Source organism: Microlunatus speluncae (assembly GCF_009299835.1).
GTDB lineage: Bacteria > Actinomycetota > Actinomycetes > Propionibacteriales > Propionibacteriaceae > Microlunatus > Microlunatus speluncae.
This window is the reverse complement of sequence record NZ_VKCZ01000015.1, coordinates 1-14,904: the sequence shown is the minus strand read 5'-3', so window position 1 is coordinate 14,904 and position 14,904 is coordinate 1. Positions and strand designations below refer to the sequence as shown.

Here is a 14,904-nt window from a genome sequence, read left to right as displayed (position 1 = left end):
GAGGGTGCTGGGCAACGAATTCTTGAAACTTCTAGCGAAGCGTCCCGGGACGGGTTACGCTCCAGTTACCTTGAGTCACGGGGGGAGATTACTCAGGGGTTTGTAGGAGCGCGCGTCGGTGAATTGGCCCGATCGACTCCTCACACCTCTTAACTCGAACCCACGGAGTCATGGCTGCTGACTTGCGCCGTCACGGGGGTGACGGGCAGCTTCTGGGAAAGTCGGGGGGCATGATGTTTGCCAGAATAGCGGTTTTGCATGTGCGGAATTCCGTACCGAACTCCGGTGTCTGCTGATGTCGGCGATGGCGCCGGCACCGAACACCAACCCAGCGGACGGGGTATTCGTCCATCCGCAGGGATTGTGCGACAGCAACGAGGTCGGTGCGGGAACTCGGATCTGGGCGTTCGCCCATGTCATGGCCGGCGCCCGAATCGGGCGGGACTGCAATATCGGCGGCGGTGCTTTCGTCGAAGGGGGCGCCGAGCTCGGCGACCGGGTGACGGTCAAGAACCAGGTGATGATCTTCGACGGGGTGTGGATCGAGAACGATGTCTTCCTCGGCCCCGGAGTGATCTTCACCAACGATCTGCGGCCGCGGGCCAGCATCAAGCGCAGCTGGCCCGACCTGCTCTCGACCAGGGTCTGCGACGGTGCCACACTCGGCGCGGGCGTGATCGTGGTCTGCGGGATCACCATCGGGCACAACGCGTTCGCCGGCGCCGGCGCGGTGCTGACCACCGACGTGCCGGACCATGCCCTGATGGCCGGCAACCCGGCGCGCCAGCACGGCTGGGTCTGCGCCTGCGGCCAACGGCTGGACAAGGCGCTGCGCTGCCGTTGCGGCCGGCGGTACGCGAGCTCGGTGTCCGGCGTGATCGAACTCGGCCCGGTGCGGGTCCGCGAGGCGGGCTAGATGTACGTCTCGCTGCGTGAATCCCCGACCGGCTCCAAAGCCAAGGGCGTCCCCGGTGGCATCAAGAGCCGGATCCCGGCGACGGTGATCGGGCTCGGTCTGGTCAGCCTGCTCACCGACGTCTCGTCGGAGTCGGTGGCCGCCGTGCTGCCGCTCTACCTCACCGTCGTCCTCGGCTTCGGGCCGCTGGCGTACGGCTTCATCGACGGGATCAACCAGGCCGTGTCGGCTCTGGTCCGGCTGGTCGGCGGCTTCTGGGCCGACACCACCCGGCGGCCGAAGCCGATCGCCACGCTGGGCTACGCCTCCTCGGCGGCGTCCAGGTTCGGATTGCTGCTGCTGCAGGGATTCTGGCCGATCACCGCGATGATCAGCGTCGACCGGTTGGGCAAGGGGCTGCGGACCGGGCCGCGGGACGCCATGATCGCCGCCGCCTCCGATCCGCGCGCCCTCGGCCGCAACTTCGGCGTGCACCGCGCGCTGGACACCACCGGGGCGTTGATCGGCCCGCTGCTCGCGTTCGCGATCTTGGTCACGGTGCCGTACGGGCTCGGCGGCTACCGGTCGGTGTTCGCCGTCTCGGCGGCGTTCGCCGTGATCGGCGTGGCCGTCCTGGTGCTCGCGGTGCCCGGCGCCAAACGCAACCGGGCCCTGACCGCGGCGGTCGAGGGGCGCCCCGACCGGCCCCGCTGGCGGGACCTGGTGCGGCCGCGGAACGCCCGGTTGTTGATCGCCGCCGGTCTGCTCGGCCTGATGACGATCGGCGACGGCTTCATCTATCTGGCGCTGGCCGACTCCGGCGGCATCCCGCCGCAGGCCTTCCCGCTGCTCTTCGTCGGCACCAGCGCGACCTACCTGCTGCTCGCCGTCCCGTTCGGCCGGCTGGCCGACCGGTTCGGCCGCTGGAAGATCTTCCTCGGCGGCCAGGTGCTGCTGCTCGTCGCGTACCTGATCACCGCCGGCGGCGAGGTCGGGATCGTCGGCGTGATCGCGATCCTGGGCCTGCTCGGGCTCTACTACGCGGCCACCGACGGGGTGCTCAGCGCCCTGGCCGCACAGGAGGCGCCGGAAAGCGGCCGGGCCAGTGGGATCGCCGCCGCCCAGACGGTGGTCGCGATCGCCCGGTTCGGCGCGTCGGTCGGCTTCGGAGTGCTCTGGCAGTTCACCGATCAGCGGACCGCTTTGCTGGTCGTCGCCACCGGGCTGCTGGCCGTCATCCCGGTCGCCGGCTGGCTGCTGGCCAAGGCCGGCCGCAGGGCGGCGGCGTCATGATCAGCCCACCGATGATCACCACCCGGCTCCGGATCACGCTGCTGGTGGCGATCAGTGTGATCGCGCTCGGAGCGGCCGGGATCTACCTGGTCCAGAACAGCACCCGGGCCGTCACCGGGGCGCCGACCGAGGCCACGCCGGTCGGCTCGATCCCGGCGCTGGAGGGGCCGCACATCGTCTTCCGGTCCAGCCGGCTCGGGCCCGACTACGGCAAGCTCGCCGTGGTCGGCGCCGACGACGCGGCCGGGCCGCGGACCGTGCTCGACCTCGGCTGTGAACGGATCTATGCCACCCCCGGCTCCAGTGCCTGCGTCGCGGCGAAGCGGGGCATCGTGCCCAGCTATCGCCTGATCAGTCTCGATGATCGACTTCGGCCGGTCGCCGAGGAGGAGCTCATCGGTCTGCCCAGCCGGGTGCGGATGTCGGCCGACGGCGCGATGGTGGCGACGACGACGTTCGTCACCGGTCACTCCTACGCCGGATCGTCCTTCTCCACCGAGACGATCGTGCGGCACGACGGCCGCCGGGTCGGCAATCTCGAGGAGTTCGCGGCGGTCGTCGACGGGCGCCCGATGACCGCGGTCAACCGCAACTTCTGGGGCGTCACGTTCGCCGCCGACGACGACACCTTCTACGTCACCGCCGCCATCGCCGACAGCACCTGGCTGATGCGCGGATCGGTGTCGAAACGGACCCTGACCTCGATCCGCGGCAACGTCGAATGTCCGTCGCTGTCGCCAGACGGCACCAAGATCGCCTACAAGAAGCGACTCCCGCAGCAGGTGCCGGTCGAGTGGCGGATCGCCGTCCTCGATCTCGCCAGCGGGGTCGAGACCATGATCGCCGACGATCGTTCGGTCGATGATCAAGTGGAGTGGCTGGACAACGGCCACCTCCTGTACGCCATCCCGCGTCCCGGCGACGAGGCAACGGTCACCGACGTCTGGGTCACCCCGGCCGACGGCACCGGCGCTGCGCGGATCGCCATCCCCGAGGCCGGTTCGCCGGCCGTGGTACGAGGAGGTTCCCGGTGAGAAAACGGACCACAACCATGACTACCGCCCTGTCGCTCGTCGCGCCGTCGGTGCCGGCCACGTCGACCGCCCCGGCCGAACACATCTTGATCATCGTGCAGAACCTCCCGGTGCCGCTGGACCGCCGGGTCTGGCTGGAGTGCCAGGCCCTGGTCGCGGCCGGCTACCGGGTCAGCGTGATCTGTCCCAAGGGGCCCGACGATCCGCCCGAGCAGTGGCTGGACGGCGTGCATCTGTACAAGTACCGGCCGGCACCGGAGGCCCGCGGGCTGGCCGGATTCCTGCTGGAGTTCAGTTACAGCTGGTTGCGCACGGCCTGGCTGTCGATGACGGTCTGGCGCCGGCACCACTTCACCGTGATCCAGGCATGCAACCCGCCGGACACGTACTGGCTGCTGGCGTGGCTCTGGCGGGCCCGGCGGGTGTCCTTCGTGTTCGACCAGCACGACCTGAATCCGGAGCTCTTCCTGTCCCGGTTCGGTGTCCCGCAGTCGGCCAAGGGGCGGGCCGAGCTGGCCGGGCTGCGGTGGCTGGAACGGATGACGTACCGGGTGGCGGACAAGGTGATCTCCACCAACGAGTCCTACCGTGGCATCGCGATCGCTCGCGGCCGGCGATCACCGGCCGACGTCACCGTGGTCCGCAGCGGCCCGGACACCCGGACGATGCGGCCGGTCTATCCGACCGAGCCGAAGCGGCGGGCGAAGTTCAGCCTGGTCTATCTCGGCATCATGGGGCCGCAGGACGGGGTCGACGTGATCATCGACGTGATGGACGACCTGGTCCACCGGCGCGGCCGGCGCGACGTGCACGCCACCTTGCTCGGCTTCGGCGACTGCCTGGCCGACCTCCGGCGGCGGACCACCGAGCTCGGACTGGACGACTACGTGACGTTCACCGGGCGGGCCGACCGGTCCATGATCGCCGAGCATCTGAGCGTTGCCGATGTCGGGCTCAGCCCGGACCTCAAGACGCCCCTGAACGACGTCTCGACGATGAACAAGACGATGGAATACATGGCCTACGCGCTGCCGTCGGTGGCCTTCGACCTGATCGAGACCAGGGTCTCCGGCGGCGACTCGGTGCGCTACGTGCCCTCCGGTGATCGCGAGGCGTTCGCCGATCAGGTCGTCGCCCTGTTGGACGATCCCCGGCTTCGGGTGGAGCTCGGACTCCGGGCCCGGCGGCGGGTGTCGGCCGAGCTGGACTGGCGGCCGCAGTCGCTGGCGTACGTCGATCTCTACGACCGGCTGACCGAGACGGAACACGAGCCCGACGAGCCGTTCGACCCGGACGAGGCGGATCTGATGCACGAGTCGTTCGAGCCGGCGTTCGACGAGCAGGGCCGCAGATATGTCGACCTCACCGACGAATCGGAGTTGCGTCGGTTCATTCGCGATCGGACCACACCATGATCAATCTTCCTGACCCGGAGCTGGCCGAGAGCTACCTCACGGTCTCGGTGATCGGCTGCGGCTATCTGGGCGCGGTGCATGCCGCGTCGATGGCGGCCCTCGGGCACACCGTGATCGGCCTGGACGTCGATCAGCCCAAGATCGACCGGCTGGCCCAGGGGCGGCCGCCGTTCTACGAACCGCAGTTGGCCGAGCTGTTGTCCGACGGCGTCGGGGTCGGCCGGCTGCGGTTCGGGACCGATCCGGCCGAGGTCCGCCAGGCCCGGATCCACTTCCTCTGTGTCGGAACGCCGCAGCAGCAGGGCAGCTACGCGGCCGACCTGCGGCACCTCGACGCCGCGGTGGACGGGCTGCTGCCGTACCTGAAGCCGGGCGATCTGGTGGTCGGCAAGTCCACCGTTCCGGTCGGCACCGCGGCCCGGCTGCGGGACCGGATCCACGCGGTCGAGCCGGCGGCCGTGCTGGCCTGGAACCCGGAGTTCCTGCGTGAGGGCCACGCGGTGAAGGACACCCTGGCCCCGGACCGGCTGGTCTACGGGGTGCCCGACGACGCGACCGGCGACGTCGCGGTCGAGCTGCTCAACCGGGTCTACGCCAAGGCGTTGGCCAACAGCACCCCGGTGGTGATCACCGACTATCCGACGGCGGAGCTGACCAAGGTGGCGGCGAACGCGTTCCTGGCGACCAAGATCTCCTTCATCAACGCGATGGCCGATCTGTGCGAGGCCGCCGGTGGCGACGTGGTGCAACTGGCGGACGCGATCGGTCATGATCGGCGGATCGGCCGCCGCTTCCTCGGCGCCGGCCTCGGCTTCGGCGGTGGCTGCCTGCCCAAGGACATCCGTGCCTTCGTCGCCCGGGCCGACGAGCTCGGCGCCGGGTCGTCGGTGACCTTCCTGCGTGAGGTGGACGCGATCAACCTGCGCCGGCGCTCGCTGATGACCGAGCTGGCCGTGGAGGCCAGCGGTGGTTCGGTGGCGGGGCGGCGGATCGCCATCCTCGGGGCGGCGTTCAAGCCGGAGAGCGACGACATCCGGGACTCCCCGGCGCTCGACGTGGCCGAGCAGTTGACCACGCTCGGGGCCCGGGTCGTGATCACCGATCCGCAGGCGGTCGACAACGTCGCCCGCAGCCACCCGCGGCTCAGCGTCACGACCTCGTTGGACGACGCGGTCGACTGCGCCGACCTGGTGCTGCTGCTCACCGAATGGCGGCAGTACGTGCAGCTGGATCCGACCGTGCTGCGCGAACTCGTCGACCGGCCGGTGATCTTGGACGGCCGCAACGCTCTGGACCCGGACCGCTGGCGGGCGGCGGGCTGGACCTATCGGGGGATGGGGAGACGATGACCATGATCATCAATGGGCCACGGACCAGGCTGCATCACCTGATCGAACACAGCGCGACGATCCGACCGACGGCAGCAGCGTTGACCGTCGGAGACCGGACGCTCGACTACGCGGAGCTGTGGCGCGGTGTCGCCGCCGTCGGCGCCGGGCTGGCCGGGCTGGGTCTCGGCCGTGGTGACCGGGTCGCGGTGTTCGCCGAGAAGCGGATCGAGACGGTGCAGGCGATCTTCGGCACGTCGGTCGCGGACGGGCTGTTCGTACCGATCAATCCGGTGCTCCGGGCACCGCAGGTCGGCCACATCGTGCGGGACTGCACGGCGCGGCTCCTGATCACCACAACCGAACGGCTGGCTTCGCTGCTGCCGGTGCTGAGCGGCATGGCGTCGCTGGAACACATCCTGATCATCGGGCCACCGCCCCAGCACGCGCTGCCGGACGGCGGTCCGCGGATCCAGACCCTGGAATCGGTGATCACCGCCGCGACCCGGGCGGAGCCGAACCCGACGCCGGCCGGCGTCGATCTCGACCCGGCGGCGATCCTCTACACCTCGGGCAGCACCGGCAGTCCGAAGGGTGTGGTGCTCAGCCACCGCAACCTGATCGCCGGCGCCGAGAGCGTCGCGGGCTATCTGCGCAATGATCATCACGACGTGATCTTGTCCGTGCTGCCGCTCAGCTTCGACGCCGGCTTCAGCCAGCTGACCACGGGATTCCTGGCCGGGGCGCACGTCGTGCTGATGAACTATCTGCTGCCGGCCGAGGTGGCCCGGCTGTGCCAGCGGCACGGCGTGACCGGGCTGACCTGTGTGCCGCCGCTGTGGCTGCAGTTGATCAGCGTCGAGTGGCCGGCCGAGGCGCGGGAGCGGCTGCGCTACTTCGCCAACACCGGTGGCCGGATGCCGCGGAGCACGCTGGCCCAGCTGCGCACCCTGTTTCCGACCGCGCTGCCGTACCTGATGTACGGCCTGACCGAGGCCTTCCGTTCGACCTATCTCGAGCCGGCTCAGGTGGATCTCCGCCCGGACTCGATCGGCCAGGCCATTCCCAATGCGGAGATCCTCGTGGTCCGTCCGGATGGGTCTCGTTGCGACCCGGGTGAGGAGGGCGAGCTGGTGCATCGGGGGAGCCTGGTCGCCCTCGGGTATTGGAACGATCCCGTCCGGACGAGCGAACGGTTCCGCCCGGTCCCGGGCCTGACGGACGGCTGGCGACAGTCCGAGCTCGCCGTCTGGTCCGGCGACCGGGTGGTCCGGGACGAGGACGGCTATCTCTACTTCGTCGGGCGCAACGACGAGATGATCAAGACCTCCGGCTACCGGGTCAGCCCGACCGAGATCGAGGAGGCCGCCTACGCCACCGGCATGGTCCGGGACGCGGTTGCCCTCGGCGTCGCGGACGAACGGCTGGGGCAACGGATCGTGCTGCTGGCCACCGAGAACGGCCACCCGTTGACGCCGACCGCCCTGATCGCGGCGATGCGGCGCGAACTGCCGCTGTTCCAGGTGCCGTCCGAAGTGATCGTCCGCGAGGAACTGCCCCGCTCGGCCAACGGGAAGTACGACCGCACGCTGATCCGGACGGAGCTCCGATCATGATCACCTTGCGGTCCGGCCCGGCCGGCTTCGCCGTGATCGACGGCGAGCTCGCGGTCGGCGGCATCCCGCTGTCCCGGCTCGCGGCGCGGGTCGGCGGCACGCCGTTCTTCGCCTACGACCGGTCCTTGATCACCGAGCGGGTGGCGAGCCTGCGGCAGGTGTTGCCGGCCGGCCTCGAGCTGAGCTACGCGATCAAGGCCAACCCGATGCCCGCCGTGGTGCAGCATCTGGCCGACCAGGTGAACTCGCTCGACGTGGCCTCGGCCGGTGAGCTGGCGGTCGCCCTGGACACCGGGATGCGGCCGGACCGGATCAGTTTCGCCGGGCCGGGCAAGGGACCGGACGAGATCGAACGGGCCGTCGCCGCCGGGGTGACCCTCGAGGTCGAGTCGGTGACCGAGGTGAACCGGATCGCCGCCGCCGGCCTGGCGTTGTCGCTGCAGCCGCGGGTCGCGGTCCGGGTCAATCCCGACTTCGCCGTCCGCGGATCGGGGATGCGGATGGGCGGCGGCCCGCAGCAGTTCGGGGTGGACGCCGAACAGGTGCCGGCCCTGTTGGACCGGATCGCCGACCTCGATCTCGACCTGATCGGCTTCCACGTGTTCGCCGGCTCACAGAACCTGCGCTCGGAGATCCTCTGCGAGGCGCAGCGGCGGACGGTCGAGTTGATCATCAAGCTGGCCGCGAGCCTGGCCGGCCCGATCGGCTATCTCAACCTCGGGGGCGGCTTCGGCATCCCGTACACGGACAAGGACGAACCGCTCGACCTGGAGCCCATCGCGGCCAACCTGGCCAGCCTGATCGACGGGCCGATCGCCACCCATCTGCCGCACGCCCGGACCGTGATCGAACTCGGCCGCTATCTGGTCGGCGAGAGCGGCGTCTACGTGACCCGGATCCTGGACCGCAAGGAGTCCCGCGGCCGCCAGTTCGTCGTCGTCGACGGCGGGTTGCACCACCAACTGGCGGCGTCCGGCAACTTCGGTCAGGTGATCCGGCGCAACTACCCGATCGCCGTCGGCAATCTGATCACCGAGCCACCGGACGAGGTGGCCACGATCGTCGGCCGGCTCTGCACCCCACTGGACCTGCTCGGTGATCAGGTCGCCCTGCCGCGCACCGATCTCGGCGACCTGATCGTGATCTTCCAGGCCGGCGCGTACGGCCTGACCGCCAGCCCGACCGCCTTCCTCGGCCATCCGGCGCCGACCGAGGTGCTGGTCTGAATGACCAGCAACTTTGGCCCCCTCATCGAAAGGAAAGACATGACCACCACCGCGACGAATCTGGACCGGATCCGGGCGATCCTGGCCGAGTCCCTCGGCCTCCCGGACGGCGGCCGCTCGCTCGGCCCGGAGACCAGACTGTTCGGCGCCATGCCCGAGCTGGACTCGCTCGCCGTCCTCGATCTGCTGGCCGGACTGGAGGCCGAGTTCGGCATCGTGATGGAGGACGACGAATTCGGCAGCCAGATCTTCGACTCGGTCGGATCGCTGGTGGACTTCGTCGATCACAAGCTCGTCGGCGTCACCGCCTGACCGCGTGTTTCGGACCATCGACCATGATCAGGAACCGACTGCGCGGCCTGGTCTGGCCGGCCGTCGGCGTGCTGCTGCTCGCGGCCGGCGGGTGTTTCGCGACGCCGAGCCCGATCGATGACGACGACCCGACTCCCGGGCCACCGCCGCGGGTGTACCCGACGGAGACGACGACCGGAGTGCCGGACGGCACCGAACTGACCGCCTACCAGGGGCCGTGCACGATCACCGTGGCCGGCACCGAGCTCGACGGGATGATCATCGAGTGCGACCGCCTGGTGATCCAGGCCGCCGACGTGATCATCCGATCGTCCCGGCTGCCACCGGTCGATGTGGACGGATCCGAGTGGTCGGTGGTGATCGAGGACTCCGAGATCAACGGCGGCAGCTATGAAGGTCCGTCGGTCGGCTACTCGAACCTGACGATCCGGCGCACAGAAGTTCGTGGCAGCCAGCATTCCGTGCTGTGCGGGGACAACTGCGTGATCGAGGACTCGCTGCTCCATGACCAGTTTCTGCCGGCCGACGGCGAGTGGCACAACAACGGGTTCCTCTCCAACGGCGGCGACGGCGTCCGGCTGACCGGCAACACGATCACCTGCACCCCGCCGGACAATGCCGTCGGCGGCGGCTGCTCCGGCGCCGCCTCCTTCTTCGGCGATTTCGCCCCGATCACCGGGATCGTGATCAAGGACAACCTGTTCCAGGCCACGCCCGGCGCCTACTGCGTCCGGCTCGGCTACGACCCGGACAAGAAGTTCGGCGCCGAGGCGGGCCGGGTCGAGTTGACGGGGAACGTCTTCGACCGCGGCCCGACCGGGGTCTGCGGCGGCGAGGGACCGGTGACGTCGACCCCACCGGGATCGGTGCTCGCCGACAACACGTGGACGGACGGAGGGCCCGTGCTGCCGAGTTGAGCCGGCACCTCGCCGCCGCAGAGATCATTTGGCCGGATTGATGGCCTTGCCGTCGACCCAACGGTTGCCGGACCACGAACTCCCGTCACCGCCGGAGAATCCGGTCACCGGGCCCCAGTAGCCACACTTGCCGCCGGATCCGGGCTCGAACACATTGTCGGTGACGACAACCTTGCTCGGTGTCCCGTACGGCTTGCCACTGTTGTAGCCGAAGGTGCCGCAATAGCCACCAGGAGTCGCCTTGAACAGGTTTCCGGTGATCGTGATGTCGGAGATCCTGGAGAAGTCACCGAAGAACGAGACATCGGCCGTGCAACCGCCCTTCGCCGAGTTGTCCCTCGGGGAGCACTGGAAGGTGTTTCCTCGAAGCACAACTCCGGTCCCACCGTTCGACAGGTAGGCCTGGTTGTGCCAATCGGCACCTGCCGGCAGGGCCTGATCATGCAGCCAGGAGTCCTCGACCAGGCAGTTGGTGCCACAGTTCACGCCGTCCTTGCCACCATAGAGATTCGATCGGCGGACTGTGACGTTCCGGAACCCGACGGCAGGTCCTTGGATCGTTCCGGCGTCGATCTCGGTGTCCTCGATCACCACCGAGGAGGAGCCGGTATCGGAGTCAACGTTGCCGTTGATCTTGGATCTCTTGATCGTCACGTTCGATGCCTCGATCACCAATCGACCGCGGATCTCCTTCGCGTCGATCACCGTGCCGTCCTTGGTGATCGTCATCGGGCCGTCATAGGGGGTGAGCTTGGTGCCGGCCGGAACGCCGGTGTTGTCCGGGCCCGGGAACTTTCCGTCGTCCGGAGCCGGGGTCGGGGTCGGCTTGGGCGTCGGATCCGGTTTCGGCGTCGGATCCGGTTTCGGCGTCGGGTCGGGCTTCGGCGTCGGATCCGGTTTCGGGGTCGGATCCGGCTTGGGCGTCGGCTCTGGCTCGGGGTCCGGGCTCGCGGCCTGGAACAGCGGCTGGATGCCGGATCTGGTCGGCTCGGATTCACTGGTCCGCCAGGTGTCGGTGCCGGCGATCCGGAGGACCCGGGCAGCGTCGACGAGCTGGTCGGCGTCGATCCGGCCGCGGTCGAACAATGACCAGCCGCTGAGGCCCGGTCGCTTGCCCGTCTTGGTCCCGATCGTCGCGAGATAGGTGTCGCCCTTCTCGACCCGGACCGGCCGATCGAAGCGGGCGTCCTGCCAGCCGGAGTCGGCGTCGCCGCTGAACTGCACCCGAGCGACGGCCTCCCCGGCCTCGTCGCGCAGGGTGCCGCGGCGGGCCCGCGACTCGTCGTCGGTGCGCAGGTAGCGCAGCCCGACGATGGAGCCGTCGGACGCGACGGTGAAGCGGAGTCCGAGGTCGACCTGGGTCACCCGGATCCGGTCCCGTTCGGCCGACCGGCCGCGCTGCTCACCGGCGTGCTGCTGGCCGGCGTCGTAGCGGCGGCTGTCCTGGTCACCGGACCGGCGCTCGCCGGCCTCCGGGCCCGAGGCCACGGTCGGCGTTTCTGCTGATGAGCGGGCGATACGGTCTCCGGGGACCGCCGCCACGGTACTGGCGATACTGAGGCACGCACTGAGCCCGAACAGGCCGGCGGCCGAGATGATGGCGTGTTTCGATCGAAACACCATGGGGCCTTCCCTCCATGACAGCGCGCAGCACCGTCGGGACGACTCCCCGTTCGATCCTGAGCTGTCAGTTGTGATGCCCCCACAACTGGACTTCGAGCTCCGCTCCGGCCGCGCTCGATCAACCAGGAACGAATATAACGGCACGATAACGGTCGGCTCTGCCGTTGGCAACCGGAGCCTCGGAATTCACCAGGGAACGCAGGTCAGCTCGCTGTAGAGGTAGTCGAGCTGGTCGGCGTCGAGCCGGTCGGACCGAAACATCTTGCGCCGGGTTTCCGGGAGGTCGACGGCGCCGTTCGGGTGGCCGACGAGTCGGATCTCGGCCAGCGTCGCCATCAGCCGGTCGCGCCGGATCAGGTACGACCGGAAGTCGGGCAGGGCCCGTTGCAACAGCTCCGGATCGCTGGCGTACAGGATCGAGGCGAAGGCGGAGATCCCCTTCCGCCGATCCTTCCGGTAGATCACGTGGCAGTGCTCGGTGCCGGACCGGATCAGCACCTGCCGGGCGGCCAGACAGCCGCGGTGATCCTGGTAGTGACGAAGATCATCGCCGGTCAGGGTGCCGGCCAGGGCCGCGTCGGATCCGGTCACGTCGATCGAGCTGCGGCCGAGCTTGGGCACGTTCGGCAACAGCACCGATCGGGTGTCGAACTCGGTGAACCGCAGCCGCCGATTGACCTCGAGCACGTTGCCACTGGGCGAAAGATCGGTGAACGTGTAGCCCGGCTGGGCCAGGGCCGACCGCAGCAGTCGTACGCCGTGGATCCGGTACTCCTCGATCACGCACCAGGCGGCGAGATTGCAGATCCGCTCGGGCCGGCCCATGATCAACCGCTCCGAATAGACGGCGAGCTGGACGCCGACGATCCGGTCGCCGGCCGCGAGCAGGAAGCCGTGGTTCGGCGCCTCGACCGGCCACGGCGGGACGATCGCGGCGGCCCAGGTCTCGACGGAGAGCCGGCCGTTGAGCTCCGCGCGCAGGAACGCCGCCACCCCGCCCACGTCCGCCGTGGTGATCGGGCGGAGGTCGAGTTCTCCACCGGCAGTCACAAGCTGACGATACGTTGATCGATCCTTGCCAGGGTGGGGTTTCCGGAATTTCGCCCGGTCCGGCGCCGACGGGATTATCGTTGGCTGCAACGGATCGTCGTACTACTCGGGGGGAGCAGATGGCGGCGACGGAACCTTCGATCAGCATCATCATCGCGGCCCACGACGAGGCCGCGGTGATCGACTCCTGTCTGGACGCGGTGGGGGCCCAGCGGGATGCGCCGTCGTACGAGATCATCGTTGCCGCCAACGGCTGTCAGGACGACACCGTCGCCGTGGCCGGCCGCCATCCCGGGGTGGTGGTGCTGGATCTGGAGCGGCCGGGCAAGACCGGGGCGCTGAACGCCGCCGACCGGGTGGCCCGCGGGTCGCGCCGGGTCTATCTGGACGCCGACATCCTGCTGCCACCGGGCTACCTCGCGGCCCTGGACCGCGCCCTGCCGGTGCACGGCCCGGCCCGCGCGGCGGTGCCGAAGCGACAGTTGCAACTGGCCGGCCGACCATGGCCGGTCCGCGCTTACTTCGCCATCAATCAACGGCTTCCGGTGTACGAGGACGGGTTGTTCGGGCGCGGCGTGATCGCCCTCTCGACCCGCGGCCGGAGCCGGTTCGGCCGGTTTCCCGAGGTGATCGCCGATGATCTCTTCCTCGATTCGATCTTCGACGACAGCGAGAAGCTCCGGTTGGATGTCACCGTCGAGGTGGCGACGCCGCGGCGACTCGGCCAACTGATCCGACGGTTGACCCGGGTCCGCCGCGGCAACACCGCGCTGCGCCAGGCCGACCGCGGCGGTCTGATCGGCCGGACCGTCCGGCCGGCTGATCACTGGGCCTGGCTGCGCGATGTCGTGGTCCCCGAACCCCGGCTGGCTCCGGCCGGAGTCGTCTACGCCGCGATCACCGTGATCGCGGCCGGCCTGGCCCGGTCCGGATCGCGCCAGGGCCTCGCCTGGACCAGCGACAGTTCCTCCCGGTCATGATCATCAACATCTGCTTCCACGGCATCGGCCGGCCGGCGCGTGAGCTGGAGCCGGACGAGGACGGCTACTGGATCGAGCCCGGGTTGTTCGAGGAGGTGCTGGATCGGTTCGGTGATCGTCCGGAGGTCCGGTTCAGCTTCGACGACGGGAATCTCTCCGATCTCGATCATGGTCTGGCCGGCCTGCTGCGGCGGGGGCTGACCGCGACCTTCTTCCCGGTGGCCGGCCGACTGGACGGGCCTGGCAGTCTCGGCCCCGACGACCTGCGGGTGATCGGCCGGGCCGGAATGGCGATCGGCAGCCACGGTCTCGATCACCGCCCCTGGCGTTCGCTCGATGATCAGGAACTCGACCGCGAGTTGATCACCGCTCGGAACAGACTGGCCGAGGTGGTCGGACGCCCGATCACCCAGGCCGCGCTGCCGCTGGGCCGCTACGACCGCAAGGTTCTGGGAAGACTGCGCAGCCTCGGCTATCGCCGCGTCTTCTCCAGTGATCGCGCGCCGGCCGAAAAGGGTGCCTGGCTGCAACCGCGCTACAGCGTGCGCGACACGGACACCATCTCGGGCCTGGAGCGAGAACTGTTCGGACCACGATCCCTGAAGCAGCGGGCCCGCTACCGCGCCGTAGCTCTCTACAAGAGCCAACGCCCCGGCATCGCCGTCCGCACCTAGCCTCGATATTTCGTGATCTCCCCGAGTGCAGTGGCATTCCGGGCGCTGCCCGACCTCGGCTGGCTGCGCAACCCAGCCGCAGCCCTGGGACACCGAACCCGAACCAAGATCATGAAGGCTCGAGGCTAGTGTCAGCGTTCATCCCCTGCATCTGTCGAAGGGCCAGCTGGATTGCGCTCTGCTTGAGATCTGCCGATCGCACCGGGTGATCAACGGGCCGCCCTTCGACGGGCTCAGGGAACGAACACCCCGCGCATCCCCCACGACCAGCGGGAACGGCTCGACCAACGGTGCTCGCGCCTTCACTCAGCCGGTCCCCGCCGATCACTCAGCCGGTCGACTCCTCCTCGTCCCCTGAGCCTGTCGAAGGGCAAGCCCGATCGCGGCCGTTTCGAGTCCCGGAATCGTGACCGAACAGAGTGTCAGTGGTGCCGGATAACGTTGCTGGTATGGAATCGGGGGCTGCGGTGATCGACGGCGACGGAGTCGTCATCGACCTGCCCACGCTCGACACCGACCAAACACTGGGCTTCACCAACAC

General features: G+C 69.1%; 13 protein-coding genes. 11 read left to right on the top strand and 2 right to left on the bottom strand.

Annotated features, from left to right (window positions below):
* The first annotated feature begins 304 nt into the window (after positions 1 to 304).
* From FNH24_RS20905 to FNH24_RS20865, 9 genes are read left to right on the top strand one after another with little or no spacing between them, the layout of a single operon-like run.
* Complete coding sequence (locus FNH24_RS20905; protein ID WP_152364182.1) at positions 305 to 916, top strand: acyltransferase; 612 nt, start codon at positions 305 to 307, stop codon at positions 914 to 916.
* Positions 917 to 2,188 carry an MFS transporter gene (locus FNH24_RS20900; RefSeq protein ID WP_152364181.1) on the top strand — a complete coding sequence of 424 codons (1,272 nt, stop codon included), beginning with the start codon at positions 917 to 919 and terminating at the stop codon, positions 2,186 to 2,188.
* Positions 2,185 to 3,222: a TolB-like translocation protein gene (locus FNH24_RS20895; protein WP_152364180.1), complete on the top strand. Its 1,038-nt coding sequence runs from the start codon at positions 2,185 to 2,187 to the stop codon at positions 3,220 to 3,222. Before FNH24_RS20900 ends, FNH24_RS20895 begins: the two co-directional genes overlap by 4 nt.
* Before the next feature lie 17 nt (positions 3,223 to 3,239).
* Positions 3,240 to 4,637, top strand: coding sequence for a glycosyltransferase family 4 protein (locus FNH24_RS20890; RefSeq protein WP_152364179.1), 1,398 nt, complete (start codon positions 3,240 to 3,242; stop codon positions 4,635 to 4,637).
* A complete protein-coding gene (locus FNH24_RS20885; RefSeq protein WP_152364178.1) occupies positions 4,634 to 5,986 on the top strand; it encodes a UDP-glucose dehydrogenase family protein in 1,353 nt (450 codons plus the stop codon). The genes FNH24_RS20890 and FNH24_RS20885 overlap by 4 nt, the downstream gene beginning before the upstream one ends.
* The gene (locus FNH24_RS20880) at positions 5,983 to 7,581 is read left to right on the top strand and encodes an acyl-CoA ligase (AMP-forming), exosortase A system-associated (RefSeq protein ID WP_217428388.1); all 1,599 of its coding nucleotides are present in this window, start codon (positions 5,983 to 5,985) and stop codon (positions 7,579 to 7,581) included. Before FNH24_RS20885 ends, FNH24_RS20880 begins: the two co-directional genes overlap by 4 nt.
* Positions 7,578 to 8,807 carry a pyridoxal-dependent decarboxylase, exosortase A system-associated gene (locus FNH24_RS20875; RefSeq protein WP_152364177.1) on the top strand — a complete coding sequence of 410 codons (1,230 nt, stop codon included), beginning with the start codon at positions 7,578 to 7,580 and terminating at the stop codon, positions 8,805 to 8,807. Before FNH24_RS20880 ends, FNH24_RS20875 begins: the two co-directional genes overlap by 4 nt.
* A gap of 39 nt (positions 8,808 to 8,846) precedes the next feature.
* The gene (locus FNH24_RS20870; RefSeq protein WP_152364176.1) at positions 8,847 to 9,119 is read left to right on the top strand and encodes an acyl carrier protein; all 273 of its coding nucleotides are present in this window, start codon (positions 8,847 to 8,849) and stop codon (positions 9,117 to 9,119) included.
* A gap of 23 nt (positions 9,120 to 9,142) precedes the next feature.
* Positions 9,143 to 10,036, top strand: a complete 894-nt coding sequence (locus FNH24_RS20865; RefSeq protein ID WP_152364175.1) for a hypothetical protein — start codon at positions 9,143 to 9,145, stop codon at positions 10,034 to 10,036.
* 24 nt (positions 10,037 to 10,060) lie between these two features.
* Here FNH24_RS20865 and FNH24_RS20860 read toward each other — a convergent pair whose 3' ends face one another.
* Positions 10,061 to 11,524 carry a DUF4082 domain-containing protein gene (locus tag FNH24_RS20860; protein ID WP_161606240.1) on the bottom strand — a complete coding sequence of 488 codons (1,464 nt, stop codon included), beginning with the start codon at positions 11,522 to 11,524 and terminating at the stop codon, positions 10,061 to 10,063.
* A 321-nt stretch (positions 11,525 to 11,845) separates the two neighbouring features.
* Complete coding sequence (locus tag FNH24_RS20855) at positions 11,846 to 12,709, bottom strand: hypothetical protein (RefSeq protein ID WP_217428387.1); 864 nt, start codon at positions 12,707 to 12,709, stop codon at positions 11,846 to 11,848.
* A 119-nt stretch (positions 12,710 to 12,828) separates the two neighbouring features.
* Here FNH24_RS20855 and FNH24_RS20850 point away from each other — a divergent pair, with 119 nt between their 5' ends.
* On the top strand, positions 12,829 to 13,689 hold the full coding sequence (locus FNH24_RS20850; RefSeq protein ID WP_152364173.1) for a glycosyltransferase family 2 protein: 861 nt from the start codon (positions 12,829 to 12,831) through the stop codon (positions 13,687 to 13,689).
* Positions 13,686 to 14,363 carry a polysaccharide deacetylase family protein gene (locus FNH24_RS20845; RefSeq protein WP_152364172.1) on the top strand — a complete coding sequence of 226 codons (678 nt, stop codon included), beginning with the start codon at positions 13,686 to 13,688 and terminating at the stop codon, positions 14,361 to 14,363. The genes FNH24_RS20850 and FNH24_RS20845 overlap by 4 nt, the downstream gene beginning before the upstream one ends.
* Positions 14,364 to 14,904 lie beyond the last annotated feature (541 nt).

Excerpts from the sequence above, each read along its gene's own strand:
- FNH24_RS20905 (WP_152364182.1), top strand. The coding sequence starts at position 305 with ATGGCGCCGGCACCGAACACCAACCCAGCGGACGGGGTATTCGTCCAT.
- FNH24_RS20900 (WP_152364181.1), top strand. The coding sequence starts at position 917 with ATGTACGTCTCGCTGCGTGAATCCCCGACCGGCTCCAAAGCCAAGGGC.
- FNH24_RS20895 (WP_152364180.1), top strand. The coding sequence starts at position 2,185 with ATGATCAGCCCACCGATGATCACCACCCGGCTCCGGATCACGCTGCTG.
- FNH24_RS20890 (WP_152364179.1), top strand. The coding sequence starts at position 3,240 with ATGACTACCGCCCTGTCGCTCGTCGCGCCGTCGGTGCCGGCCACGTCG.
- FNH24_RS20885 (WP_152364178.1), top strand. The coding sequence starts at position 4,634 with ATGATCAATCTTCCTGACCCGGAGCTGGCCGAGAGCTACCTCACGGTC.
- FNH24_RS20880 (WP_217428388.1), top strand. The coding sequence starts at position 5,983 with ATGACCATGATCATCAATGGGCCACGGACCAGGCTGCATCACCTGATC.
- FNH24_RS20875 (WP_152364177.1), top strand. The coding sequence starts at position 7,578 with ATGATCACCTTGCGGTCCGGCCCGGCCGGCTTCGCCGTGATCGACGGC.
- FNH24_RS20870 (WP_152364176.1), top strand. The coding sequence starts at position 8,847 with ATGACCACCACCGCGACGAATCTGGACCGGATCCGGGCGATCCTGGCC.
- FNH24_RS20865 (WP_152364175.1), top strand. The coding sequence starts at position 9,143 with ATGATCAGGAACCGACTGCGCGGCCTGGTCTGGCCGGCCGTCGGCGTG.
- FNH24_RS20850 (WP_152364173.1), top strand. The coding sequence starts at position 12,829 with ATGGCGGCGACGGAACCTTCGATCAGCATCATCATCGCGGCCCACGAC.
- FNH24_RS20845 (WP_152364172.1), top strand. The coding sequence starts at position 13,686 with ATGATCATCAACATCTGCTTCCACGGCATCGGCCGGCCGGCGCGTGAG.